This is a genomic window from Anaerofilum hominis (assembly GCF_014287275.1).
GTDB lineage: Bacteria > Bacillota > Clostridia > Oscillospirales > Ruminococcaceae > Pygmaiobacter > Pygmaiobacter hominis.
Genome location: NZ_JACONZ010000001.1, coordinates 787,788 through 810,996 on the forward strand (window position 1 = coordinate 787,788; position 23,209 = coordinate 810,996).

At 63.7% G+C, this 23,209-nt stretch carries 17 protein-coding genes, 2 tRNA genes and 1 riboswitch; of the genes, 10 read left to right on the forward strand and 9 right to left on the reverse strand.

Going from position 1 to position 23,209, the window contains the following annotated elements; all coding sequences use genetic code 11:
• The first annotated feature begins 198 nt into the window (after positions 1 to 198).
• From H8S23_RS03470 to H8S23_RS03485, 4 genes are all read left to right on the forward strand, one after another.
• Complete coding sequence (locus H8S23_RS03470; RefSeq protein ID WP_186886903.1) at positions 199 to 915, forward strand: SDR family NAD(P)-dependent oxidoreductase; 717 nt, start codon at positions 199 to 201, stop codon at positions 913 to 915.
• Positions 912 to 1,370, forward strand: coding sequence for a metallophosphoesterase family protein (locus H8S23_RS03475; RefSeq protein ID WP_186886904.1), 459 nt, complete (start codon positions 912 to 914; stop codon positions 1,368 to 1,370). The genes H8S23_RS03470 and H8S23_RS03475 overlap by 4 nt, the downstream gene beginning before the upstream one ends.
• Positions 1,370 to 1,870, forward strand: coding sequence for a DUF6933 domain-containing protein (locus H8S23_RS03480; protein WP_186886905.1), 501 nt, complete (start codon positions 1,370 to 1,372; stop codon positions 1,868 to 1,870). The genes H8S23_RS03475 and H8S23_RS03480 overlap by 1 nt, the downstream gene beginning before the upstream one ends.
• Positions 1,871 to 2,139: 269 nt before the next feature.
• On the forward strand, positions 2,140 to 2,967 hold the full coding sequence (locus H8S23_RS03485) for a TrmH family RNA methyltransferase (RefSeq protein WP_186886906.1): 828 nt from the start codon (positions 2,140 to 2,142) through the stop codon (positions 2,965 to 2,967).
• A gap of 640 nt (positions 2,968 to 3,607) precedes the next feature.
• Here the strand turns inward: H8S23_RS03485 and H8S23_RS03490 are convergent.
• The 5 genes from H8S23_RS03490 to H8S23_RS03510 all read right to left on the reverse strand — a co-directional run bounded on the left by H8S23_RS03490 (position 3,608) and on the right by H8S23_RS03510 (position 11,380).
• Entirely contained in the window at positions 3,608 to 6,148 is a 2,541-nt protein-coding gene (locus H8S23_RS03490; RefSeq protein WP_186886907.1) for a histidine kinase N-terminal 7TM domain-containing diguanylate cyclase/phosphohydrolase, read from the reverse strand.
• Positions 6,139 to 7,782 carry a GH3 domain-containing protein gene (locus tag H8S23_RS03495; protein WP_186886908.1) on the reverse strand — a complete coding sequence of 548 codons (1,644 nt, stop codon included), beginning with the start codon at positions 7,780 to 7,782 and terminating at the stop codon, positions 6,139 to 6,141. Before H8S23_RS03495 ends, H8S23_RS03490 begins: the two co-directional genes overlap by 10 nt.
• A gap of 74 nt (positions 7,783 to 7,856) precedes the next feature.
• Positions 7,857 to 8,444: a hypothetical protein gene (locus H8S23_RS03500; protein WP_186886909.1), complete on the reverse strand. Its 588-nt coding sequence runs from the start codon at positions 8,442 to 8,444 to the stop codon at positions 7,857 to 7,859.
• Positions 8,441 to 9,292 carry a DegV family protein gene (locus H8S23_RS03505; protein ID WP_186886910.1) on the reverse strand — a complete coding sequence of 284 codons (852 nt, stop codon included), beginning with the start codon at positions 9,290 to 9,292 and terminating at the stop codon, positions 8,441 to 8,443. The genes H8S23_RS03500 and H8S23_RS03505 overlap by 4 nt, the downstream gene beginning before the upstream one ends.
• Positions 9,293 to 9,757: 465 nt before the next feature.
• The gene (locus tag H8S23_RS03510) at positions 9,758 to 11,380 is read right to left on the reverse strand and encodes an MBL fold metallo-hydrolase RNA specificity domain-containing protein (RefSeq protein WP_186886911.1); all 1,623 of its coding nucleotides are present in this window, start codon (positions 11,378 to 11,380) and stop codon (positions 9,758 to 9,760) included.
• 218 nt (positions 11,381 to 11,598) lie between these two features.
• Here H8S23_RS03510 and H8S23_RS03515 point away from each other — a divergent pair.
• Together H8S23_RS03515 and H8S23_RS03520 are read left to right on the forward strand one after the other, a co-directional pair.
• A tRNA-Thr gene (locus tag H8S23_RS03515) sits at positions 11,599 to 11,674 on the forward strand.
• Between the two features lie 22 nt (positions 11,675 to 11,696).
• Positions 11,697 to 11,782 (forward strand) — tRNA-Tyr (locus H8S23_RS03520).
• Positions 11,783 to 12,163: 381 nt separating this feature from the next.
• Here the strand turns inward: H8S23_RS03520 and H8S23_RS03525 are convergent.
• The 4 genes from H8S23_RS03525 to H8S23_RS03540 form a co-directional block, all read right to left on the reverse strand.
• Complete coding sequence (locus tag H8S23_RS03525) at positions 12,164 to 12,682, reverse strand: hypothetical protein (protein WP_186886912.1); 519 nt, start codon at positions 12,680 to 12,682, stop codon at positions 12,164 to 12,166.
• On the reverse strand, positions 12,679 to 13,227 hold the full coding sequence (locus H8S23_RS03530; protein ID WP_243165820.1) for a DUF4430 domain-containing protein: 549 nt from the start codon (positions 13,225 to 13,227) through the stop codon (positions 12,679 to 12,681). Before H8S23_RS03530 ends, H8S23_RS03525 begins: the two co-directional genes overlap by 4 nt.
• A gap of 51 nt (positions 13,228 to 13,278) precedes the next feature.
• A riboswitch (cobalamin riboswitch) is annotated at positions 13,279 to 13,487 on the reverse strand.
• Positions 13,488 to 13,954: 467 nt separating this feature from the next.
• Positions 13,955 to 15,376: an MATE family efflux transporter gene (locus H8S23_RS03535; RefSeq protein ID WP_243165821.1), complete on the reverse strand. Its 1,422-nt coding sequence runs from the start codon at positions 15,374 to 15,376 to the stop codon at positions 13,955 to 13,957.
• A gap of 539 nt (positions 15,377 to 15,915) precedes the next feature.
• Positions 15,916 to 16,557, reverse strand: coding sequence for a GDSL-type esterase/lipase family protein (locus H8S23_RS03540; RefSeq protein WP_186886913.1), 642 nt, complete (start codon positions 16,555 to 16,557; stop codon positions 15,916 to 15,918).
• 394 nt (positions 16,558 to 16,951) lie between these two features.
• Between H8S23_RS03540 and H8S23_RS03545 the strand changes: the two genes are divergently transcribed.
• From H8S23_RS03545 to H8S23_RS03560, 4 genes are all read left to right on the forward strand, one after another.
• Entirely contained in the window at positions 16,952 to 18,211 is a 1,260-nt protein-coding gene (locus H8S23_RS03545; protein ID WP_186886914.1) for a cation:dicarboxylate symporter family transporter, read from the forward strand.
• Between the two features lie 406 nt (positions 18,212 to 18,617).
• Positions 18,618 to 19,634 (forward strand): adenosine deaminase, encoded by a 1,017-nt coding sequence (add, locus tag H8S23_RS03550; protein WP_186886915.1) that lies wholly within the window; start codon positions 18,618 to 18,620, stop codon positions 19,632 to 19,634.
• Between the two features lie 205 nt (positions 19,635 to 19,839).
• Positions 19,840 to 20,547, forward strand: a complete 708-nt coding sequence (locus tag H8S23_RS03555; protein ID WP_186886916.1) for a response regulator transcription factor — start codon at positions 19,840 to 19,842, stop codon at positions 20,545 to 20,547.
• Positions 20,510 to 22,825 (forward strand): sensor histidine kinase, encoded by a 2,316-nt coding sequence (locus tag H8S23_RS03560; RefSeq protein ID WP_186886917.1) that lies wholly within the window; start codon positions 20,510 to 20,512, stop codon positions 22,823 to 22,825. The genes H8S23_RS03555 and H8S23_RS03560 overlap by 38 nt, the downstream gene beginning before the upstream one ends.
• The last annotated feature ends 384 nt before the right edge of the window (positions 22,826 to 23,209 follow it).

Genomic DNA, 23,209 nt, shown 5'->3' on the forward strand with positions numbered 1-23,209 from the left:
AAAAAGCCGGAGTGCTCTGGGCGGAGGGCCCGCACCGTGCGTCCGCCCTTTGTTTTTTGTCCCGCGCTGCGGAACAGAAAATTTTTATAACGGCCCTGCGGGCCCGCGGGCCGTCCCGCTTTGCGGCGGCGTTTCCCTGCCGGGCAGCGCCCCGGCAGGCGGAGCAAATGGAGATATCGACTTGAAAGAGGTGCGGCGATGTTTAAGGACAAAATTGCGGTCATTACCGGCGGAGCCAAAGGCATTGGAAAAACCATTGCAGAGGAATTCCGCAAAGCAGGCGCCCGGGTGTGCGTGATCGATCTGCTGCCGGGCGGCTACTATCAGGGCGATCTGGCCGACCAGACTGTTTTAGATGACTTTGCCCGCAAGGTCATCGCGGACTGCGACCATGTGGACTATCTTATCAATAACGCGCTTCCCCTGATGAAAGGCCTGGACGCCTGCACTTACGAGGAATTCAACTATGCCCTGCGGGTGGGCGTCACCGCGCCTTTTTATCTCACCCAACTGTTTGTCCCCCATTTCGCCCCCGGCGCCTGCATCGTGAACATCTCCTCCTCCCGGGACCGGATGAGCCAGCCCCAGACCGAGAGCTACACGGCGGCCAAGGGCGGCATTTCCGCTTTGACCCACGCGCTTGCCGTGAGCCTGGCGGGCAAGGTGCGGGTCAACGCCATCTCGCCCGGCTGGATCGACACCGATGGCACCGTCCACACGGGCCCCGACGCCGCCCAGCAGCCCGCCGGCCGGGTGGGGACCCCGCTGGATATTGCCAACCTGGCGCTTTACCTCTGCTCCGACAAGGCGGGCTTTATCACCGGAGAAAACATCTGTATTGACGGCGGCATGACCCGCCAGATGATCTATCACAATGATTTCGGCTGGACCCTGGAGGGAGGCGGCGCCCGATGAAGCTTGCCCTCCTCTCCGACACACACGGCCTGCTGCGGCCTGAGGTGCGGAAGCAGCTGAAAACCGCCGACGCCATTTTTCATGGCGGGGACATCCATACCCAGAGCATCGTGGACGAGCTGCGCCGGTATGCCCCCCTCTACGTTGTCCGCGGCAACAACGACGGGGACTGGGCAGCGGCGCTCCCCCACGACCTCACCGTCGCGCTGGGCGGTGTGACTTTCTACATGGTCCACAACAGGAAAGAGGTCCCCGCGGAACTCCCCGGGGTCCATGTGGTGGTGTTCGGCCACTCGCACAAAGCCGTACAGGAGGAAAAGGACGGTGTGCTGTGGCTCAACCCCGGCTCCTGCGGCCCCCGCCGGTTCCATCAGGAAATCACCATGATGACGGCGGAGGTTTGGGACGGGAAGATCCGGGTGGAGAAGATCACCTTTCCCGGGGAGGCGAGATGATGGAACTTGGTTTGACCTTTCCCCTGCAGCGGTTTTTAAAGATAAAAACGCCGGCCTGCGGCACAGAGCCGGACCGGCGCTTTTGCTGGGACCTTCATGTGATCGATCTGCGGGGCCGCAAAAGCCTGCTTGCCGTCCACTGCCAAAGCCGCTACGCTTTTGTGCGGTACGACGTGCCGCCCCGCCGGTGGGCAGACCTGGCCGGGCTGTTCCGGGAGGGGCTGACGGAAAGTCTCGCCGCCGCCGGTTTTTCCCGCGGGCAGATCGCCCTCTATCTGCAAAAGGCGGGCGCGCTCTCCCTCACCCGCACCCACGGCCGCCGGGAGGTGGCCTTTCTCAATCGCGCCTGGGAGGATGTGCTGGCGCTCGATCTGTGCCTGGACGCCGACAGCCAGGCACAGCCCCTGCTGGACCATGCCGTCAACACCCGGCCGGGGCGCTGTGCGGGCGCGGATGGGCTGGGGACAGGGGCGGCGAGGATGGCCGAAACGCTGAAGTAGCGTCCAAAGGCCCCGCGCAGCGGCAGACGACGCCGCGCAGCCGCCCAGCGCTTTCGCGGCGTTTTCACAGCGCTTTCCCAAGCGGTCCTCCCGCCGGGAGAGCTGCTCTCCCGATAAGTTCCCGGATGTCCCGCGGCGGCGCGGACGCCGCGCACCGCGGTTTCTTGTAATCCGGGGCCAACGGGGTTATAATTGCCACATAACGGCCCCGCAGGGTCCGCGTTCCCCCGCGCTTCCCTGCCGGGGCGTCTTTCATGGAGGAGGCCGCCATGCCCAACATCGTTGAAGTGACCGATCTTGCACAGCCGGAACTGGACGTCTTTGCCCGGCTGACGGAAACGCAGCTGCGCAGCCGCCTGGAGCCGGAAAAGGGCGTTTTTATCGCTGAGAGCCCCAAGGTGATCGAGCGCGCGCTGGACGCGGGCTATGAACCGCTCTCGCTTTTGATGGAGCGCAGGCAGATCGAGGGACAGGCGCGCGGCGTCATCCGCCGCTGCGGGGATATCCCCGTTTATACGGCCGACGACAGCCTGCTGGCCGGGCTGACCGGCTACCGGCTCACCCGGGGCGTGCTCTGCGCCATGCGCAGGCCGCACCTGCCGGAGGCGGAGACCGTGTGCGCCTCCGCCCGCCGGGTGGCGGTGCTGGAGGGCATTGTGGACGCCACCAACGTGGGGGCGATCTTCCGCTCTGCCGCAGCGCTGGGCATGGACGCGGTGCTGCTGACCCCCACCTGCTGCGACCCGCTGTGCCGCCGCGCGGCGCGGGTGAGCATGGGCGCCGTCTTTCAGGTGCCCTGGGCCCGCATCGGCAGCGGGCCGGACGACTGGCCGCAGCCGGGCATGGCCCTGCTGCAGAAGTTCAGCTTCAAAACCGCCGCCATGGCTTTGAGCGACGACGCCGTCAGCATTGAGGACCCGCGTCTTGCGGCAGAGCAGAAGCTCGCCGTCGTGCTGGGCACCGAGGGGGACGGCCTGGCCCCACGCACGATCGCCGCCTGCGACTACACCGTGCGCATCCCCATGTACCACGGTGTGGACTCGCTGAACGTGGCGGCGGCCAGCGCGGTGGCTTTTTGGCAGCTGCGGTACAGATAGGAGATCGCCCCCAAAAGCAGACAGATCGAAAAAAGGTTCTTCTCCACAGGCAGAAAACGATCCTCGCCGCCCGCGGCAGCCGCAGCCGGACGGAAACCGGCCGCAAAGCGATAACGCGCAGGCAGAGCAGGCAGCGCCGCCACGAGCTTTCCATTTTCATTCCGCCGCAGCGTGAGGACGGAACCGCTCGCAGGCTTGCCGGCGGCCACCAGCTCCTCGGCGCTTCTCCGTCTGGACCTTTCTCCTGCGAAAAAACATCGTCCGCTGCTTTTTCTCTGCCGGGAAGCGACGGCTTTGTGCGCTGTCGGTCTCCCGTCCGTGCCTTTTGATACATTTTGAAACAGAGCGGCAAAACAAAGCCATAAATTCCGTTTTTTCCCACAGTGCGTTTTGTGTTTATGTCTTTGTTTCTGCGCTGCATTCGTTTGAGGCGGCCGCCCTTTTATTTTGCGGGCGGGCCGTGTTCTCCGCACAAGAAGCCCCCGGCAGCGGGGGCTTCTTATATGCTCATTTTCCACGCCCTTGCGCCTTTTGCCGCCGCCGGGCAGGACGAAGGGGACGGCGCCGCACCGGCAGCGCCGTCCCCTAAAAGATCATGTCTGCAGTTCAAAAGCGTCTCTCTGCCCGCGCCGCCCGCGCCTCAGTCCTCCCCGGCGGAGACGTGCGGCTGAATGCGCCCTTCCTCCACCAGCCGGATGAAAAGCAGCCCCAGGTCGGGGTCGAACTGGGTGCCCAGGTTGCGGCGGATCTCCTGCAGCGCCTGCTCCACGCTCATGGCTTCTTTATAGCTGCGCTTTGACACCATGGCGTCAAAGGAGTCGGCCAGACAAAGGCACCGCGCGCCGATGGGGATCGTCTCCCCCGCGATGCCGCGGGGATAGCCCTTGCCGTCCCAGCGCTCGTGATGGCCGATGGCAGAGGGGATGACATAGTCGAGGGAGGGCAGATAGCGGATCATGGCGATGGACCCCTCCACGTGCTGCTTCATGACCTCGTACTCCTCTTTGGTCAGGCGGGTGGTCTTGGACAGGATGGCCTCGGGGATACCGATCTTGCCGATGTCATGCAGCAGGCCCGCCTGCCGGATGATCTCCACATGCTCGGCGTCCAGCGGGATGGCCGCCGCCAGGACGGAGGCATACTCGGCCACGTTATTGGAATGGTTGAAGGTGTAGTGGTCCTTGGCGTCGATGGCCGCGGTCAGCGCGTAGATGGTTGCCGCGCAGTTGTCGGCCAGCGCCCGTTTTTCCTGAAAATTGCTGTCCGTATCCTGCCGGTTCTGTTCCGGGTCATACAGCACGACGCGGTTTTTGCCGTTGGATTTGGCGGTATAGACCGCCATGTTGGCATAGGTGAAAAGCTCCTCGACCGAAGCGGCCGACACCGGGTAAGCGCAGATGCCGGCGCTGAACGTGAGAAACTTTTTCGTCTTTTCCGGCGCGCTGCTCACCTCATAGCGCAGCCAGTCCCGCGCCTGCCGGGCCAGGGTCTCCGCCACCGAGGCGGTGCAGAACGGCAGGCTGACGGCAAAATCCTTGCCGCCGTACCGTGCCACTGTGCCCCGCGGCCCTACCAGCGCGGTCAGCTGCTCGCCGAACCGGCGCAGGATGCGGTCCCCCTCTGTGGTGCCGTAAAGCTCGTTATAAAGGTGAAAATCGTCAAAGCTGATCATCAGCAGCGACAGGCTGTCGTGCCGGCAAAGCTCAAAATCGCGCCGGATGCACTCTTCAAAATAGCCGCGGTTGAACAGGTTGGTCAGCGGGTCGCGCCGGGCCTTGTTCTCGATGGCCGCATACAGCGACGCGTTTTTCAGTGCCATCGAAAGCACGGCCGCCATCGACTCGAGAAAGGTGACTTCGCGGAAGCTCAGCTCCCGCGCGCGCCCCTGCCCGGACTCGTCCGAAAAAGTGGTGATGGCGGTCAGCTCGTCGTCACAGACCACCGGCAGGATAAAGCTGATATGCATCTCGGCAAAGCGGCGCTTTTCCTCCTCCCACAGGGAGCGGTAGATGCGGGTGCGCTGGAACTCGGCGTAACTCACGCCGTGGTTATAGCTTTTGAGCCAGGGCACCAGCGGGTTGTCCCCGGCGATGAAATCGCCCTTTGCCAGCGCGGAATTGGTGCAGTCTGCGACCTGATAGCCGCCGGCCCCGGGCTGATAGAGAAAGACCCGCGCCGTTCTGCCCGGCAGATTGCGCTGCAAAAAGTCTCGGTACAGCTCTAATATCTCGTCCAGTTTCAGGGTCTTGTTGATGGCGCTGGAAAACTGCTTGAGCTGCGCCTCCTGGTTTTCCTGCCCTTTTACGAACAGGTTGCTCATCAGCCGCCGCACGGCGCTGTAGACCGCCATGGTGACCAGCGAAAAACCCACCGCAAACACGATGACCTTATATTCCTGATAATTGGAAAAATACCGCTCATAAAACGCCTCCATCGGCTGGTACCCGGCGATGAGCACCAGGGTGGTGAGCACGGCCGACACCAGATAGGCCGGCCCGTTGGAGGCAATGCCCCGCAGCTGGATCATGCGCTTTTTGTAAAGGGCGTAATACAGGCAGATGGCGTTGATCCCGCAGGAAAAGGTGTCTACCGGCAGCGAGACCATCTGCGGCAGCACCGCGGCCACCGTGCAGGCAAACATGACCGCCACGCCGGCGATCATGGGGGTGAACTGGGACAGCGGGACCCGATCCTCCCGCACGCTTTTGTAGGCCAGCCTCCAGGCCTCCCACAGCGTGACCACCACCAGCAGGATCGGCACGATGACAGCCGGCGAAACGCCATATTCGAACCGGCGCTCCCCCGCCTCCTCCACGACCCGCGGGCTGGTGATGAAAACGTGGAACAGGTTGAGGGCCGTCACCACCACCCAGCTGGCAAACAGGGTGCCCCGCACAAAGCCCCCCTTGGACTCGGTGAAGCAGTACATGAAGTTGTAGACGAAGAACGGGGTCAGAAAGATGCCCATGATCGAGACTTCGTACCAGAACTCCGGCCCCGGATAGACCGTCAGCCGCATAAAGAGCGAACCGGTACACCAGGCGGTAAACGCGCACAGCAGCTCCATAAAGGCATAGATCTGTTTGTTTTTTTTCGCGCTCAGCACGGTCAGCAGCAGAAAAATGTTGCACAGCGCTGAGATCAGGGGCACGATAATGAACAGACGCTGGTTCAGCGACATCCTGCATCCCCCTCTCCCGATGTGAACGCTGAGGGCCTGTGCAGCAGGTCCAGCACCGCCTCGCGGGGCGCACCCACCCGGGGCAGCTTCTGCCCGCTGGCGGCCTCATAGCGCGCGATGGTGCCGGTGGGCAGCATCGTCACCTCCAGCGGGTCGATGCCCAGCAGCCGCTTCAGGTCCTTGTAATCGCCGTCGTAATAGCGGAAATAAACCGACAGGTGCTCGCGGATGATCTCCCTGCTCAGGGCCGGGCTCTGGCGCGCCCCCGCCCGCAGCTCTACATACAGCCGCAGAAAAGAGTGCCCGTTGTCGTCGTATTCTTTCAGGGCGAACCAGTCCGCCACCGGCAGGCAGGACATCTCGATCACCTTGCGGATCTCCCGCTCGGTGATGCGGGTAAAGCCGGCGATGTCGATGACGGTGGGGATGCGGTCGACATATTCAAACTGCGGCAGTTCCAGCCCGTCCTGCGGGTTGCGCAGCCGCAGGCAGCGGTAGACGTCCCCCACCCGGTAGCGCAAAAACGCGCCGCCCCGCAGCACGGTGATGACCAGTTCGTAGTTCTGGCCCGCCACCAGCTCGTTGATCAGATAGGTGTGCGGCTTGTAAGACGGATCGGCCAGGTTGCGGAGCATCTCCTGCTCGGGGATGAACTCATAAAAACAGGCGTCCGGAAAAAAGACCAGACCGTTTTTGCTCCAGGTCTCGGTGCCAAGACAGGTCGGCTCGGTACCGCCCGCCAGCTCCATCGGGCGCACGCCCCAGGCGGCCTCCAGCTCATCCTTATACCGGCTGGAATCGGTGCCGATGCAGACAAAGCCGTCCAGACGGAACAGGTCTTTGGGCAGCAGGGGCTTGCCGTCCCGCCGCGAGCGGTAACGGCCCGCCGCCAGCCGCCAGAGCATGCGCGGGCTGATGCCCAGTATCGAGCGCAGACGGCTGCCGCTCTCCTGCGAAGAGTGGCCCATCTGTTCCAGATTGCGGGTGGTGCCGTACAGCACGCTGCTCATGCCGAAGAACATGTTCATGCCCTGCTGCAGCGCCAGTTTATAGCCCCGCCGGCTCTGCTGGCCGAACGAGAGCTTGCGGGCCTCCCGCACCGACGGCAAAAAGCGCACGCGAAGCTCCGGCTCGATCAGGTCCGGAAAAAGGCCGGTGGCATAGGGCATGGGCGCCAGGCTGTAGAGGATGCGGGAGCCAGGCTTTACATGGAACCTGCCCTTGCCGCTGCTGGTGGCCAGCAGCACCGCGCCCAGCATATTGTGCTTGTAGGTGTCCAGCATGCTTTCGGTGTAAGGGGCGTATTTGGCCGGGAAATCGCCGCCTTCCCAGGTCGTGCGCAGCCAGACCACCGGCTTTGCGGGCAGCATCTCCTCCCGTCTGGTCAGCAGCACGTCGGCGTAATCGCCAAAGCTGGTCAGCGGCACCCTGCGCCGGAACTCATCCAGCGTGCGGGGCGGGTCTCCCCCAAAAAAGCGCTGGCCCAAAGCGCACCGGCTCATCAGGTCGATCTGTTCCATCAACAGCCGGCGCTGGATCCCCATGTATTCCTCCATCGAGAGATCCAGAAACCCGCAGTACTCCTGCCAGATCTCAGCGGCGGAACAGCTTTTCAGTTTTTCTTCAAAGGTCATCCACGGCCTCCTCATTTCCGTCCCCACACCCCAGGGACCGTTCTCATCGCCGCGCCGCCGGGGGCCTTTCCCGGTCAGCCGCGGCCTTTTCCCGTTTTCAGGCAGGCGCGCAGGCTGCGGGCGGTGGGCAGCAAAAAAGGCACCCGGGCCCGGTAGCTCTCATAGCCCGCGATGCTGTGCGGAAAGACCCTGCGGTCCTGCCAAAACACATAGGCCGCATCCAGCGCGGTGAACAGCGCGAAAGCCAGACCCAGCCCCGCGCCGCCCAGCGCGCCCCACAGCCCCAGGTAGCTCAGGCCCAGCCAGAGCACCCCCGGATGGCGGCAGAGGGCAAAGACGCCGGTGTCCACCAGCGGCAGCCTGCCGTCCGGCGGCGGCGCCACACCGCTGCCGCCGGACGGCAGCGCAAAAAACAAAGTGTGGACCAGCAGAGCCAGCCCCGCCGCGGCCAGCAGCAGCGAAAGCCAGCGCAGAGGCCACAGGCCGCCGAAAAGCGCGCCCGGGCCCCGGCGCAGCACCAGCCAGAGGGTGGATGCGGTCAGCAAAACGCCTCCCAGGGCGAAAAAGGCGGACGCCCCCCGCCGGGGGCGCAGAACGCCGAAAAGATCAGAGAGCGCGAACACGAAAAACGAGACCGCCCCCAGCAGCAGCGGCGCGGTCACTTTTCGTGGAACGCCAGCCCGATGCAGCCCGCGCCGGTATAAGCGCCGATGATGGCGCCGATCCACTCCACCCGCACCTTTGCGCCGGGATCGATGGCCTGCAGCCGCTCCTTGACCTGCGCGGCCAGCTCCTCCCGGTCCGCATGGTAGAGAAAGACCTCCTCGCCGTACTGCGCCTGCTTGCGGTAACGGTCCAGGATATTGTCCACCGCGGCCGGAAAGCCGTGTACGATGCCCACGTCCCGCACCGTGCCGTCGCGGAACATCAAAATCGGCTTGACGTTCAAAAGATCGGCCGCCAGCACCCGGATGGCCCCGACCTTGCCGGCTTTGCGGAAATTGTCCATCGACTCGACCACAAAATAAGCGCCGATCTTGCCGCGCAGCACATCCAGCCGGGCAGTGATCTCCGCCGTCCCCGCGCCCGCGCGCGCCATGCGGGCCGCCTCCAGCGCCATCATGCAGAGCGCATAGCAGTTCTGCAGCGAGTCATAAGCCGTGATGGGGGTGGAAAACCCCTGTTCTTGCAGCATGCGGATCGCCGTGCAGGCCGTGCTGAAAGAGCCGGACATCTGGCTGGTCAGGCCGACAAAAAGGATCTCGTCACAGTCCTGTGCAGCCGAAAAAGCATCCATGTACTGGGCGATATTGGGGTGGGAGGTGGTGGGCAGTTTTTTGCGCCCCTGCAGCTTTTGAAAAAATGTGGGCGGATCGATCTCCACATTGTTCAGGTACTGCTCTTCCGGGCTGAAGACGACCACGTCCGGGATGACAATGACCCCGAATTCAGCAGCCAGCGCCGGGGACATCTCGGATGAGGAGTTCGTGAAGACCTGGACTTTTCCCATAAAGCAGCCCTCCTGATCGTTCTCTGTTTATTTTTCAGTTTCAGTCGGTTTTATTCTAACTGATTTAAAGCAGAAAAGCTATAAGATTTGACCGTTTTCTTCAATTTTTTTCATTATTTTGCGTTTTGGTCTCTCATTGTTCGGCCAATTTATCATCTTTTCGCCTCTGGTGACCAACGGCCCCTGCAGCCGGTCTGAAAAGGCGCTTTTAAAAGCGATCTGCGATGGCTGGGGCGCACAAAAAAACAGGCCGCCTGCGGCAGTTCTCCCGCCGGCGGCCTGCACTTTGATCTGTACCTTTAAAATAGAGCGAGAGCGGACGGGACCGGGCCCCTGCAGGCGGCGGGTCTTGCGCGCTTTGTTCTCCCGCCGTCTGAAAGCCGTTTTCGCCCGGCCCCTTTTCCTGGAGCAGAGCGGCCGCCCGCCCCGCAGCCCACCCGCCGCCTGCCACAGAAAAGCTGTGCCCTATTTTTCCTGCAGCCTGCCCCAGAGCCGGTCCACCGCACGCACCAGCTCGTTCAGCTCCCGTTTGGGCAGCTTTTTCCCGCTGGCTTCGATCTCCTGCAGCAGCGCGATGGCGGATGCCAGCGCCCCGGGCTTTGCTTTCTTTTTGGGGGTGCGAGCCGCCGCCACCGTGACCGGCGCCATCTCGGCCAGCGGCGGCGCCGGCGCCAGCTGCGGCCGGGCCGCCAGCAGGTCAGCGCTCTCCCCCCGCGAGGGCACAAAGGCGGCCATGCCCCGGGCCTCGGTGAGGTAGGCCGCGAACGAGTCCGCCGCCGCCGGCTCACCATGTACCACAAAAGTGCACTGCGGCATCTCGCAAAAGCCGCCCAGCCAGCGCAGCAGCCCGTTGCGGTCGGCGTGGGCCGACAGCCCGTCGATGTTCTCGACAGCGGCGTTCACCGCCACCTCGGACCCCAGCACGCGGACCTCTTTTTCACCCTCGAGCAGTCTGCGTCCCAGCGTGCCCTCGGCCTGAAAGCCGACCAGGACCACCGTGTTTTCAGGCCCCCAGAGGTTGTATTTGAGATGGTGCCGGATCCGGCCCGCATCGCACATGCCCGAGGCGGAGAGGATGATGCAGCTGCCCTTGTAGGCATTGATGTTTTTGGAGTCGTCAGAGGAAATGGCCAGCTGCAGCTGGGGAAAATTCAGGATCTCGCCGCCTTTTTCCACCACCTGCAGGGCTTCCCGGTCGTAGTAATAGCCGTTTTCAAATCTGTTGAAGATGGCGGTCGCCTCAATGGCCAGCGGGGAGTCGAGAAAAACCGGGCAGTGCTCGTACCCCCGAAACGCCCCCTCGGCGTACAGCTCGCGCAGATAGTAGATCATTTCCTGGGCGCGCCCAACCGCAAAGGCCGGGATGACCACCTTGCCTCCCCGGTGGAAAGTGTCCAGCACCACCCGGGCAAGCTGCGCTTTCACATCCCCCGCGGGGGGATGGATGCGGTTGCCGTAGGTGGACTCGATCAGCAGAAAATCCGCAGACCGGACAAACTGTGGATTTTTCAGGATGGGCTGGTCCAGGTTTCCCACATCGCCCGAAAAGACGACCTTTTTCGTGACGTCGCCCTCAGTGGCCCACACCTCCACCGCTGCCGAGCCCAGAATGTGGCCCGCGTCGGTGAAGCGGATGGTGAACTCGTCGCACAGGCGCAGCTTTACCCCGTATTCCAGCGGGCGGAACAGCGCAGCGGCGCGGGCCGCGTCGTCGGCGGTGTAAAGGGGCTCCAGGGGCGGCAGGCCCTGCCGCTCCCGCTTTTTGTTCTCCCACTCGGTATCCATTTTCTGGATATGGGCGCTGTCGGCCAGCAGGATCTCGCACAGTTCCGCCGTGGCGCCGGTGCCGTAGACCGGCCCCCGGAACCCGTTTTTGACCAGCAGCGGCAGGTGCCCGGTATGGTCGATATGCGCGTGGGTCGCCACCACAAAATCGATCTGCGCCGCCGGGCAGGGCAGCTGCTGCACCGTGTCCCCGTCCCTGCCCTGGAACATGCCGAAATCCACCAGCAGCCTGCGTCCGCCCGCCTCCAGCAGATGCGCCGAGCCGGTGACCGTGCGCGCCGCGCCGAGAAAAGTGAGCTTCATCCCTTCGCCTCCCCTGGGGCCCCGCGTGTGCGGGCGTTCCCGCCCCTTTTTCTTACCCTCTATTGTAGGCCATTCGCAGCCGTCCCGCAAGCGGGGGGAAAGACCGGGACTCACCCGCCGCCGCCTGCGAAAGCGTTTCCCCGGCCGCGCGCGGATTTTTCGCAAAAAGGGCTTGACAAAAAATCCGGGAATGTGATATATTAATCAAGCACTATTCTGCTGGTGTAGCTCAGTTGGTAGAGCAGCTGATTTGTAATCAGCAGGTCGGGGGTTCAAGTCCGTCCACCAGCTCCACCAGTTGAATCAAACTGAATAAGGGAGTGTTCCCGAGCGGCCAAAGGGGGCAGACTGTAAATCTGTTGTCTTTCGACTACGGTGGTTCGAATCCACCCGCTCCCACCAGGATAGGCCGACAAGCTTTTGCTTGTCGGCCTTTTCTTTTTTGTTATGCTTTCTTTCCCAGGGTCGGCCCTGCCGCGCCGGCTCCCGCTGTATGGCCTGCAGCTTTGTCTGGACCCATGGGGGTAAAAAAGGCAGGCGGCCCGTCTTTTGACGGGCCGCCTGCCTTTTTTTGAATCGCGCGCCCCCTCACGCTGGGGCAGCGCAGCGGTCTTTTCCGCCGGGACGCTTTCGCCCTCTTCTGCGGCAAAACAGCTTTTTCTTTTGCCCGCCGCAGCGGCCCCGACCTGCAGGCGCTCTGCCGCGCCCGGCGGGCAAAATGGCCGCCGCCCCGGCCGGACCGCAGCGGCAGCGCTGCTCGGAACGCCGCTTTCACCGGCCCATTCAGCCGCCGCGGGCGTTTCTGTCCGCCAGGCGCAGCACCGAGACAAGGGGCAGGATCAAAGCGCCGCAGAAAAAATTGCTGATGCCGTGCAGCACGTCCCAGGGCAGCCCGGCGACGATCCAGGCGATGGTCCCCCTGAGATCAAGCCCGAACAGCAGCGCCTGGGCGGGGGCATACAGGGTGCCGAACAAAAAGCCGTGCCCGGCACAGACCGCCATGTAGACCAGCGGCCGCACCTTGGGCGGCATCTGCCGCGGCAGCAGCATGACGGCCCCCCACAGCACCGTCCACATATAAAGATAGGGCATCCACCAGAGGGAGAAGCCCGCAAACAGGCCGTTGATCAGCACATAGATATAGATGGGATACAGGGCTTTTTTGCGGTAGACGATCGTGACCGCAATAGTGAACACACCCAGCAAATGCACGTTCGGCAAAAACTCCATCAGCAGTTTGGAGGCATACATGGCGGCCCCCAACATGCCGAAGACCGCCACCTCCCTGGCGCTCAGCTTCACGCCTTTTCCAGCTTGAGGGCGTACACTGCGCCCGCCGTGATCTCGGTGGAATCCACCCCTGCGGAGGCACACTCCCCGTCAACATAAAAAGCCCAATAGGTCCCGTCCTTGTCATAATCGGCAGCGATCCCGTTCACCTCGGTGACAAAAAGGCCGTACTGCCCCTCCTCGCCGGCGATCAGGCCCAGCTCTGCCAGCGCCTCGCCCACGGTGGTCTTGTCGGTGTGGATCTCAAACGCGGTCGTGCCGCCGTCCCCGTCCGTCACCTCAAAGGCAAAGACGGTCTCGCCCTCTCCCAGCACGCTGCCGGCCGTGCCCGAGGCGGGGGCGCTCTGCGCTGCGCTGGAACTGTCCCCGGCTGTGCCGGAACTGCCCGCGGCCGCACTGGAACTGCCCGCGGCCGCACTGGAACTGCCCGTGGCCGCGCTGGAGCCACTTTGGGCGCTGCTGCTGTTACAGCCTGTGGTGGTCAGCGCCGCTGCCGCGATCAGCACTGCGCACAGAAAAACAGACAGCGATTTTTTGATCTTTGTCATCTGCATCATCGTACTCTCCTCAAATTTTATTCCCTCACGGCCGGCGCTCGCGGCCCTGTACTGAGGTTTTTTGCCGAAATATTCCGGCTTTGGCGCTCTGCCGGCCAGCCTTCTCAGATCGCTCCAATGGCTTGTCCCCAAACGCGGCTTTGGGTGAGACCGGCGGCTTTTGCTGCGCCTCACGGCGACGGGCCCGCGCAGGTCTTGCACCTGCTTCCTTCGGCGGCGCCTATTATAACACATCCGCGCCGCCGGTTCAAATTTCACCCGCGCCCTTTCGCAGGCGGCGGCCGCGGAACCTGTCCTCCGGCTGGGCATCCCTGCTCGCCTTGCCCCGCGCGGTCCAAGCCATCCGCGCGGGGCGGCAAAGCCCGCCCACGCACGCCTCCCCTGGCCTCAGCCTGCGCCTCGCTCCGGGACGGCGGCCGGGCCAATGCCGTCCCCGACAGGATCTCGTTCCAGACCGCGCCGCCCTTGCGGGCAGCGACCGCAGCGGGCCGATATCTGGGCGCGAGAAATGCAGTTTCGACCCTCGCTGTCCTTGCGGACGGCGGCTGTCATCGGCTTTGAGGCTGCTCACAAAGCATCTGTTCCGACCCGGTGGCCTCTCTTTTTCCGCGCCCTGCGCGGGGCGCAAAAAGGCCCCGGCCGCATGGCCGGGGGCTCTGCCCGTCAAAAAACCGCACGCTGCCGCGTTTTCAGGCCCACGCCGGCGCGGCGGGCTGTTTCTTCTCGCTCAGGCACCGGGCTCTGCCTTTGCCTCCCCGGGCGCTTTCACCGCAGCGAACTCCCGCTCCAGCCGCTTTGCCTGCCGCCTGTAGGCGAGATATGCCAGCAGCGTGGCCACGGTCCAGGAGATGACCAGCGAGAGGAACAGCGCCTCCGGCCTGCCGTTGGGGTAGGCCTCGTCCCTGGTGGCCCAGGCCAGCAGATAGGCCAGGGGCAGCCGCAGGATGACCTGGGTGATGATGCCGATCCACATGGGGGTGGTGGTGTCGCCGGTACCTCTCATAAAGCCGCACAGGCCCTGGTTGATGCCGAACACCAGATACCCCACCGCCAAAATGCGCAGCATGCGCATGCTCAGGGCGATCAGCTCCTGCGTACTGGTAAAGATGGCCGCCAGCTGGCCGCCGAAAAGCAGGATGCCCGTTGTGAGCACCAGGGACATGAAAAACGCCACCGCCATGCCCTGCCTGGCGCCGGACCTGAGCCGGTCCGGCCTGCTCGCGCCATAGTTCTGGCCCGCGTAGGTGGTCATAGCGACGCCGATGGAAAAAGCCGGCATCATGGCAAAACCGTCGATGCGCATCACCACCACGTTGCAGGCCATCACCACCTCGCCCATGCTGTTGGTCAGCGACTGGACCAGCAGCGCCGAGATGGAGAACACGCCCTGGGACACCCCGCTGGGCAGCCCCAGGCCGATGATCTTTTTGGCATAGCGCCCATCCAGTTTCAGGTCGCCCAGGTGCAGATCAAAGTACTGGCGCATGTTCAGCAGCTTCAGCGTGCAGAGCACGGCCGAGACGGTCTGGGCGATGACGGTGGCCAGCGCCACGCCCGGCACCCCCATGCCCAGCCCGGCCACAAACCAGAGGTCCAGCCCGATGTTGAGCACTGTGGCCACCAGCAAAAAGGCCAGTGCCGACACGTTGTCCCCCATCCCCCGCAGGATGCCGGAGAGGATGTTGTAAAAGATGAAACCGGCGCCGCCCACCAGGAAAATGGTCAGATAGCTCGCACACCACTCATAGATGCTGGGCGGGGTGTTCATGACCGTGAGCAGCGGCCGGATGGCCAGCAGGCCCAGCCCCATGGTGATCAGGGTGGCAAGGGCAGTGACCGTGATGCAGTTGCCGATGACCCGCGCCAGGCCCCTGCGGTCCCGCGCGCCAAACCGCTGCGAGACCAGAATACTGGCCCCGGTGGAGATGCCCACGAAGAGCACCAGCAGCAGATTGAGGATGGGAGACGCGCCGCCCACAGCGGCCAGCGCGTTGTCCCCCACATATTTGCCCACCACGATGGTGTCCACCGTGTTGTACAGCTGCTGCGCGATATTGCCGATCAGCATGGGGATCGTCAGCTCGGTAATGCGTTTCCACGGCGTGCCCACCGTGACGTCATGCGCTTCAAACAGTTTTGCAAGTCCCAATTCGTTCCGCCCTTTCCGTGTTCACAGACTGGGAGGGGGCCGCCTTGCCAAAGCGTCCCCCTCTATTCTAAGTAGATTATTATACCTTTTTCTGTGACTTTTCGCAACCGGGAAACGGCTTCCGTTTGGCCCTCCCGCCGTTTTTTCAGCAAAACCGGCAAAAAAGCTTCTCCGGCACTGTGCGTATTGCCGATGTTTTTTGCCCCGCGCCTCCCGCCCGACCGCTTCCCCGCGGGCCGCAGCTGCCGGGCAGACAGCGCTCCCAGCGCAGCTGCGCACTCTCCCCCAGTCTGTCCGCAGCGGGTGGGGCGCAGGCCCGCCCGCTGCGCCTGCGCCGGAGACACAGAGCAGCTCCCCCGCTCCCTTTTATCTGGGCGCGCAAGGCGGCCGCGCTTCGCGGCCCGCAGGCCTATGCCGGAGCGCGGTCTCAGCTTATTTAGGGCCCAGGATATCCCGCAGGCGTCCCGGTACACAGCCAGCCGCAGGTCCCACCGGGACGGGGGAGCTGCCCGCCAAAGCGCAGCCGCGTCCGCGCGGGCTCAGCCCAGCAGCTCCCGCACCAACTGGGCGGTTTTCTCTGCAAAGATGCGGTGCGCCTCGGGCAGATAATGGCAGTAGTCCTCGCCCAGCAGGTCGGGGCCGATCCAGTCCTCCGCAGCCGCAAAAGCGCAGCCCATCTCCTCTGCGATGGGCCGGTACACCGCTTTCAGGCCCGCCTGCTTTTTCAGCGACTCCTCGTTGAACTCCGGGTCGCCGCCGGTCTGCGGCATCGGCACCGGGCTGATGACGAGCAGTTTGGGGCAGGGGCCATAGTGCGCCCCGTTATAGCGGAAAAAGGTCTCGATCTTGGCGATCAGCTCGCGCAGGCCAAAGCCGATCTCCTCCGCCGACACCCCATAGCGGGTCTTGGCGTCATTGGTGCCCAGCATGATAATGATCAGATCCAGCGGAGCGTGGCTTTTGACGCAGCCGCCGATATACCCCAGCCCGCTGCGCCAGGGCTGCAGCTCGTCCTCAAAGGCCGTGGTGCGGCCGTCCAGCCCCTCCTCCACCACATGATAGCCCTCGCCCAGCAGGCCAGCCAGCCGGCCGCTCCAGCGCACGTCCAGCGGATAGCGGGTGCCCACGCCCGGCATATAGCCGTGCGTGTTGGAATCGCCGAAACACAGGATCTCTTTCACAATGATCGCTCCTTTTACTGCGTCCCGTCCGGGCAGGGCGCGGATTTTATATTAAGCATAGCTCTGTGGACACCAAAAATCAAGAGAATTTGTCTTTGTGTTGAGGACAAGCTTTCTTTGCGGAGCGCTTTCCCCTCTCCGCCTGTCAGATTCTTGCTTTTTTGTGCAATCAGGACAATATTCACTTATCGATGAAACAGGGCGCTGTGTCTTTCGCTTAAAAAATAATTGTTTCTCCCTCTTCTGCGCATTGACTTTGCATTTTTTAAGGGGTATAGTAAGGTTTGGAATTGCGGGTGTTGTTATCAAGAGGACAGTTTTGCGGCAGCCGGGCTGTCCCCCTCCGCACGCCGGACCCGCAGGCGCCGGAAAATTTTGTGATGGAGGAATTTTTGTGAAGAAGATCTGGAGTTCGTACAAGTCCTCGTTCATCCTGCTGGGCTGTATGGTGCTTGGCGGCGTTGTGGGCGCGTTTTGGGGCCCGGGCGCCAGTGTGCTGACCCCGTGGGCGAACATCTTTTTGAACCTGCTGTACTGCGTTGTGGTGCCGATGATCTTTGTCTCGCTGGTCTCGGCCATCGCGGGCATGCAGAACATGCGCAAGCTGGGCAAGCTGCTGGCGGTACTGCTGGTGCTGTTTCTCATCACCGGCATCGTGTGCAGCGCTTATATGGTGGGCTTTTCGGCCCTGTTTGACCCGGCCAAAAACACCGATATGACCCAGTTCACCCAGGAGACGGTGGACCTTTCCGGCACCAAGCTGGATATCCTGTCCATGTTCACGGTCAGTGATTTCCCGGCGCTGTGGTCCCGCACCAGCCTGATGGCGCTGGTGGTCTTTGCCATCCTCACCGGCATCGCCGTGGTCATGGCGGGCGAAAAGGCCCGTCCCGTCGTCAGCCTGCTGGAGGGGCTCAACGAGGTGCTGGTCAAGCTGGTGGGCATCATCATGAAACTGGCCCCGCTGGGCCTCGGGTTCTATTTCGCCATCCTCATCGGCACCAACGGCAAGGATATCGTGGGCCCGCTCTCCCGCTCTTTCTTCGTCTATGTCGTCGCCATCCTGATCTATTACTTTGTGGGACATTCAGTCATGGCCTACATCGGGGGCGGCATGGAGGCGGTGAAGCTGTACTGGAAAAACAACCTCACCCCCAGCCTGACCGCCCTGGGCACCTGTTCCACCGCCGCCACCCTGCCCTATAACATGATCGCGGGCAAACAGATGGGCCTGCCCAAGGATATGTCCGACCTGTGCGTGCTGATGGGCGCCAACCTGCACAAGGACGGCGCCAGCATCCTGCAGGTGCTGCAGGCCACTTTTGTCTGCGCCATGTGCGGCATCGACGTCTACAACCCCAAAAACATCGTGCTGCTGATCGTCGCCGCGGTGGTGGGCTCCACCATCATGGGCGCCATCCCCGGCGGCGGCTATGTGGGCCAGCTGGTCATCGCCTCCATCTTTGGCCTGCCCGGCTGGACCATCCCCATCATGGCGCTGATCGTCACGCTGGGCGACCCCTTTGCCACCCTGGTGAATGTGACCGGCGACACCGCGCTGGGCATGGTCGCGGCCCGCATCATGAACGGCAAGGGCTGGCTGAAGCGCTCGCTGGAAGAGTACGCCAAGGACGGGGAAAAGCAGACGGTATAAAAACACCCCTGACCCCTGTACAAAAAGCAGAAGAGGGAGAGGCGCGGCGCGTCTTTCCCTCTTTTTTTCTGCGCTTCCCCGTCCCTGTCCCCCTCCCCCCCCCCGCCCGGTCCTCAGTGCGGGGGCAGCCGCCCGCCGCCCGGTTTTGACAGGCGGTGCGGATTCGGGTATGATAAAGGCGGATATCGCGCACCGGCCCCTGCCGCCGGGGCGGCTGCGCGGCAAAGAGGTTTTGGCATCCAGCTCCGCTCTCCACGCACCAGCCCCTGCCGCCCGCGCCGCCGCGCGGCAAAGAGGAGCCAGGGTCCGCTGCGGACCCGCGGGTCCTTTCCCGCCCGAAAGAGGTGTTTTCCCTTTGGCCGCGCTTTCCCCTCCGGCCGCACTTTTTATTAAGGAGAGATCGAATATGTCTCACTATGACCTGCCCAAGATCGACCTGCATCTGCATCTGGACGGTTCCGTTCTGCCGGAGACCGCATGGGAACTGGCGCACCAGCAGGGCGTGCCCCTGCCGGCCGACACGCTGGAGGAATTTCGCCATTTTATCGTGGTGACTGCGGACTGCCGCAGCGTCAACGAATACCTGAAGCGCTTTGAGCTGCCCCTGCAGGTCCTGCAGGACAGCGCCTCCCTGGCCCGTGTCACCCGCGAGCTGATCGGCCTGCTGGCCTCCCAGGGGCTGGCGTATGCCGAGATCCGCTTTGCGCCCCAGCTGCATCTGCGGGGCGGCCTGACCCAGCGGGACGCGGTGGAGGCGGTGCTGGCGGGCCGGGCCGAGGGGCTGGCCGCAAACCCCGGCATCGGCGCGGGCATCATCCTGTGCGCCATGAGCGTCGGCCCGGAAAGCGTCAACATGGCCGAAAACCTGGAAACGGTGCGCCTGGCGGCGGAGTACCGGGGCCGCGGCGTTGCGGCCGTGGACCTTGCGGGCGCAGAGGGCATCGTGCCTCTCAAAAATTTTGCCCCGGTCTTTGATCTGGCAAAAAAGCTGGACCTGCCTTTCACCTGTCACGCCGGGGACAGCCAGGGGCCGGACACGGTGCGGGACGCGCTGGACTTCGGCGCCCGCCGCATCGGGCACGGGCACCACATTTTTGAGGATAAAGCCCTCTGCGCGCGGGCGGTCCGCGACGGGGTGACGCTGGAGATCTGCCCCACCAGCAATGTGCAGTGCCAGAGCCAGCCCGGCTATGCCCAGCACCCGGCCAAACAGCTGTTCGACATGGGGCTGCGGGTCACCATCAACACCGACAACATGATCCTGTCCGGCATTGATCTGGACACCGAATACGACCACTGCCTGCAGGAGATGGGCTTTTCCCGCGCCGACCTGCTGCAGATGCTGGCCTATTCCGCCGAGGCCGCCTTTCTGCCCCAGAGCGAAAAAGCAGAACTTCTTGCCCGCATCCGGGCCTGCAGATGAGCCTTATTTGAAAAAGGGACTCGGGCCCGGCGGCCCGGGTCCCTTTTGTGCGGTCAGGGCTGTCCGGCGCGCCCTCCCCGGCTGCCGCGCCCGCAAAACCGTAAGACTTCTGTAAGAGATCCATCGATCGTTTTGTAAGAACCGGCCGTTACAATAAAGTCAGGCTCAAGGGGGATGCGGCCGCGCCCCCGGAAAGGGAATGCAGATGAAGGAATGTGTGCTGGTGGTCGACGACGACCGCGAGATCGTGGGGGCGATCGCCCTGTTGCTGGAGGACGAGGGCTACCGGGTGCTGCGGGCCTATGACGGGCTGGAAGCGCTGGACCTGGTGGCGCGGGAATCTGTTCAGCTGATTTTGATGGACGTGATGATGCCCAGGCTGGACGGCCTCTCCGCCGTGCTGCGGCTGCGGGAGCAGCGCAACCTGCCCATTATCGTGCTCAGCGCCAAAAGCGAGGACACCGACAAGGTGCTGGGCCTTTCCATGGGGGCGGACGACTATATCGCCAAGCCTTATAACCCGCTGGAACTGGTGGCCCGGGTGCGCAGCCAGCTGCGCCGCTACACGCGGCTGGGCGGTATCGACGCCCTGCCGGCGGACGAGATCGTCAACGGCCGGCTGCGGTACAACAAGGCCGAGCGGGTGCTGCGCGCGGACGGCGAGCCGGTGCGGCTCACCGCCACCGAGACGGGCATCGTCGACCTGCTGATGCGCAATCTTGGGCGGGTGTTCCCCGCCGAGGAGATCTACCGCCGCGTCTGGCAGGAGGACGCTTTCGCGCCTGAAAACACCGTGATGGTACACATCCGCCGCATCCGTGAAAAGATCGAACTGAACCCGAAAGAGCCAGACTATTTAAAGGTGGTATGGGGCATTGGATACAAAATCGAAAAAGTGGAAAGTCATTCTTAGCTTCGCCTGTTTCTTTTTCGGCGTCTCACTGCTGCTGTGCTCGATCGGGCCGGCAGTGCAGATGGCCCGCCGGGGCGGCGAGGCCTGGGGCGTGCGGGACGTCTTCAGCGACGACTATCAGGATACGCAGGCCTTTCGCAACGAGATCTCCAACCGGCTGGAACAGCTTCTGGCCATGGCCGCCGGCGGCCCGGTGGACAGCTGGTACGGGTATTCCAGCGAGTACCCGGGCAGCGGCCTCCTCTTGTCGTCGGTGGAGTATGGCGACTGGGGCTTTGGCACCGTCGTCGCGCAGGGCACGGCGGAGGATCTTTCAGCGGAAGAAAAAGAGGAATACGAGCGGGCCCGCAAAGAGTGGGCCCGGAGCGCCCGCGAGCTGGCGGACCTGTGGGCCAACGACAAAAACATGCTCTATTCGGTCAGCCGGGACGGCAGCGTGAAATACACCAACGCGGGAGGCCTGCAGCTGGACGGGGCGGCGGGCAAGCTTCCGGATGGCTATAACTTCCTGCTCTACTTTGACGGCGAAAAGGTCACGGTGCAGAAAGACGGCCAGGTGCTGGACATCTACGGCGACGGCTACTATAACGATGAGACCGACTGGTGCCTGCCCGGATACAAAAACTTTCCCGCAGGTGAGGACGCCGCAAAAAGCCGGGTGACCATCGCCTGCGCCGCGGACCCCATCCTTTATCTGGTCGGCAACTACGGCGCCAGCGGCGGCGCCGACGGCTGCAACACTTTCTACTGGATGGAAAAGAACCTGCGGGACGCCCGCCTGGAATATCTCTTCGGCGCGGCCGCCCTGGCCGCCGGTCTGGTGCTGCTCGTCGCGGGGCTGGCGATGCGCCGCAGCCGCCGGCAGGCCGAGGCCGCCATCGCCCGCGTCCTCGGCAAGCTGTGGTTTGAGTGCAAGCTGCTGCTCACCCTGCTGGCCCTGGCGCTGCCCGTTTCCAGCATCTGTCTGCAAAACTGGGACAGCGGCTGGTGGCAGGAGGTCACCTATGCGTTCAGCTATGGGGAAATTTATCCCGGCCTGTTCACCTATGCCCTGTGGGACCTGTTCACTTCCACCGGCTGGCTCTGCGGCCTGTTCTGGATCGTCTGGCTGTGGATATGCGACCTGCGCCGCAACCCCCGCGTATGGCGGCACAGCCTGCTGTCCACCTGGGGCATGAAACGCCCCCTGCAAAAGCGGCTGGTGCGGCGCAGCTGGCTGATGGCGGCCGCCGCCATCGGGCTGGCTGTGGCGGCGGCCCAGCCCCTGGCGCTGTTCGCCGCCTCCGGCGCGGACAGCTGGGCGCTGCCCTTTGCCGCCGTCTGCGGCTTCCTCTGCCTGCTTCTGGCCGGGGCGCTGGTGCTCTTTTTGCGCAATGAGCGCGAGCTGGCGCAGGATATGGGCAGCCTGGTGGAGCAGATCGCCTCGGTGCGGGCGGGCAATCTTTCGCTGCCGCTGGAACTGCCCGCGGACGCCGATCTGGCCGCCGCGGCAAAAGACTTGGCCGAGATCCAGCAGGGCATGGGCACCGCGCTGGAAGAGCGCATCAAGAGCGAGCGGATGAAAGTGGAACTCATCGCCAACGTGTCCCACGACATCAAGACCCCGCTGACCTCCATCATCGGTTATATCGAACTTCTCAAGCGGGAGGATGGTCTGCCCCCGCATGTGCAGGACTATGTGCGCATTCTGGACCAGAAGTCTCTGCGGCTGAAGACCATGGTACAGGACGTGGTGGAGGTGAGCAAGGCGGCGTCCGGCCAGCTGCCCGTGCATCTCAAATCGCTGGACCTGGGCAAGCTGCTGCGGCAGACCCTGGCCGACATGTCGGCGCAGATCGACGCCGCGCCGGTGACGGTGCGCGCGGAGATCCCCGACGGACCGGTCGCGATCCGGGCGGACGGCGAGCGTCTTTACCGGGTGTTCCAGAACCTGATCCAAAACGCGCTGCAGTACTCTCTGGCCGGCTCCCGCGTCCACGTCTCCCTCAGCGAGCAGGACGGCGTGGCCTGCGCCTCGGTCAAAAACACCTCCGCCGCCGAACTGCCCGACGGCATGGACTTTACCGAGCGGTTTGTGCGCGGCGACCCGAGCCGCACCGACGGCGGCAGCGGCCTTGGCCTGTCCATCGCCCGCAGCTTTACCGAGGCCTGCGGCGGCCGCTTTGCCGTGGGCACCGACGCGGATCTCTTTGTCGCCACGGTGGAATTTGCCGCCGGGGCTCCCCTGGAAGAGGACGCCGGAGCAGACCCGGCGCAGGAAAAAGCGCCGCAGGAATAGGGCCCGCTTTGGGGCCGGCGAAAAGGGCGGAGCTTTTGCCGCCGGCGCGGGGCCGAAGGGTGAAAAGCGCCGAAGCCCCGGCGGCCTCCCGGCATTTTTAACGCCGCGCACGCCGCCGGCCGCAGAAAAACGGGGACGCAGATCTTTTGACCGGCTTTTAAGCGCTCGGGCAAAAACTCAAAAAAGCAGCGGAAACGGCAGAGCCCGCCCGCTGCTTTTTTTGACCTTTTTCGCCGTCTTCCGCATCCCACCTCTTTGCTTTTTGTGAGATTTCGAGAGATTGGCAGAGATTGAGGCCGCTTGCGTGAGATTGAAAGTTCCCTTGCACCCGGGGTGCCCGCCCGGGCCCCGGGGCGGCCGCGGGGGGCCGGGGGCGACATTGCA

What these genes read in the sequence shown, in the direction of transcription:
- H8S23_RS03480 (WP_186886905.1), top strand. Translation starts at nt 1,370, where the DNA reads ATGGAACTTGGTTTGACCTTTCCCCTGCAGCGGTTTTTAAAGATAAAA.
- H8S23_RS03555 (WP_186886916.1), top strand. Translation starts at nt 19,840, where the DNA reads ATGAAGGAATGTGTGCTGGTGGTCGACGACGACCGCGAGATCGTGGGG.
- add (WP_186886915.1), top strand. Translation starts at nt 18,618, where the DNA reads ATGTCTCACTATGACCTGCCCAAGATCGACCTGCATCTGCATCTGGAC.
- H8S23_RS03530 (WP_243165820.1), bottom strand. Translation starts at nt 13,227, where the DNA reads ATGATGCAGATGACAAAGATCAAAAAATCGCTGTCTGTTTTTCTGTGC.
- H8S23_RS03470 (WP_186886903.1), top strand. Translation starts at nt 199, where the DNA reads ATGTTTAAGGACAAAATTGCGGTCATTACCGGCGGAGCCAAAGGCATT.
- H8S23_RS03475 (WP_186886904.1), top strand. Translation starts at nt 912, where the DNA reads ATGAAGCTTGCCCTCCTCTCCGACACACACGGCCTGCTGCGGCCTGAG.
- H8S23_RS03505 (WP_186886910.1), bottom strand. Translation starts at nt 9,292, where the DNA reads ATGGGAAAAGTCCAGGTCTTCACGAACTCCTCATCCGAGATGTCCCCG.
- H8S23_RS03510 (WP_186886911.1), bottom strand. Translation starts at nt 11,380, where the DNA reads ATGAAGCTCACTTTTCTCGGCGCGGCGCGCACGGTCACCGGCTCGGCG.
- H8S23_RS03485 (WP_186886906.1), top strand. Translation starts at nt 2,140, where the DNA reads ATGCCCAACATCGTTGAAGTGACCGATCTTGCACAGCCGGAACTGGAC.
- H8S23_RS03490 (WP_186886907.1), bottom strand. Translation starts at nt 6,148, where the DNA reads ATGTCGCTGAACCAGCGTCTGTTCATTATCGTGCCCCTGATCTCAGCG.
- H8S23_RS03495 (WP_186886908.1), bottom strand. Translation starts at nt 7,782, where the DNA reads ATGACCTTTGAAGAAAAACTGAAAAGCTGTTCCGCCGCTGAGATCTGG.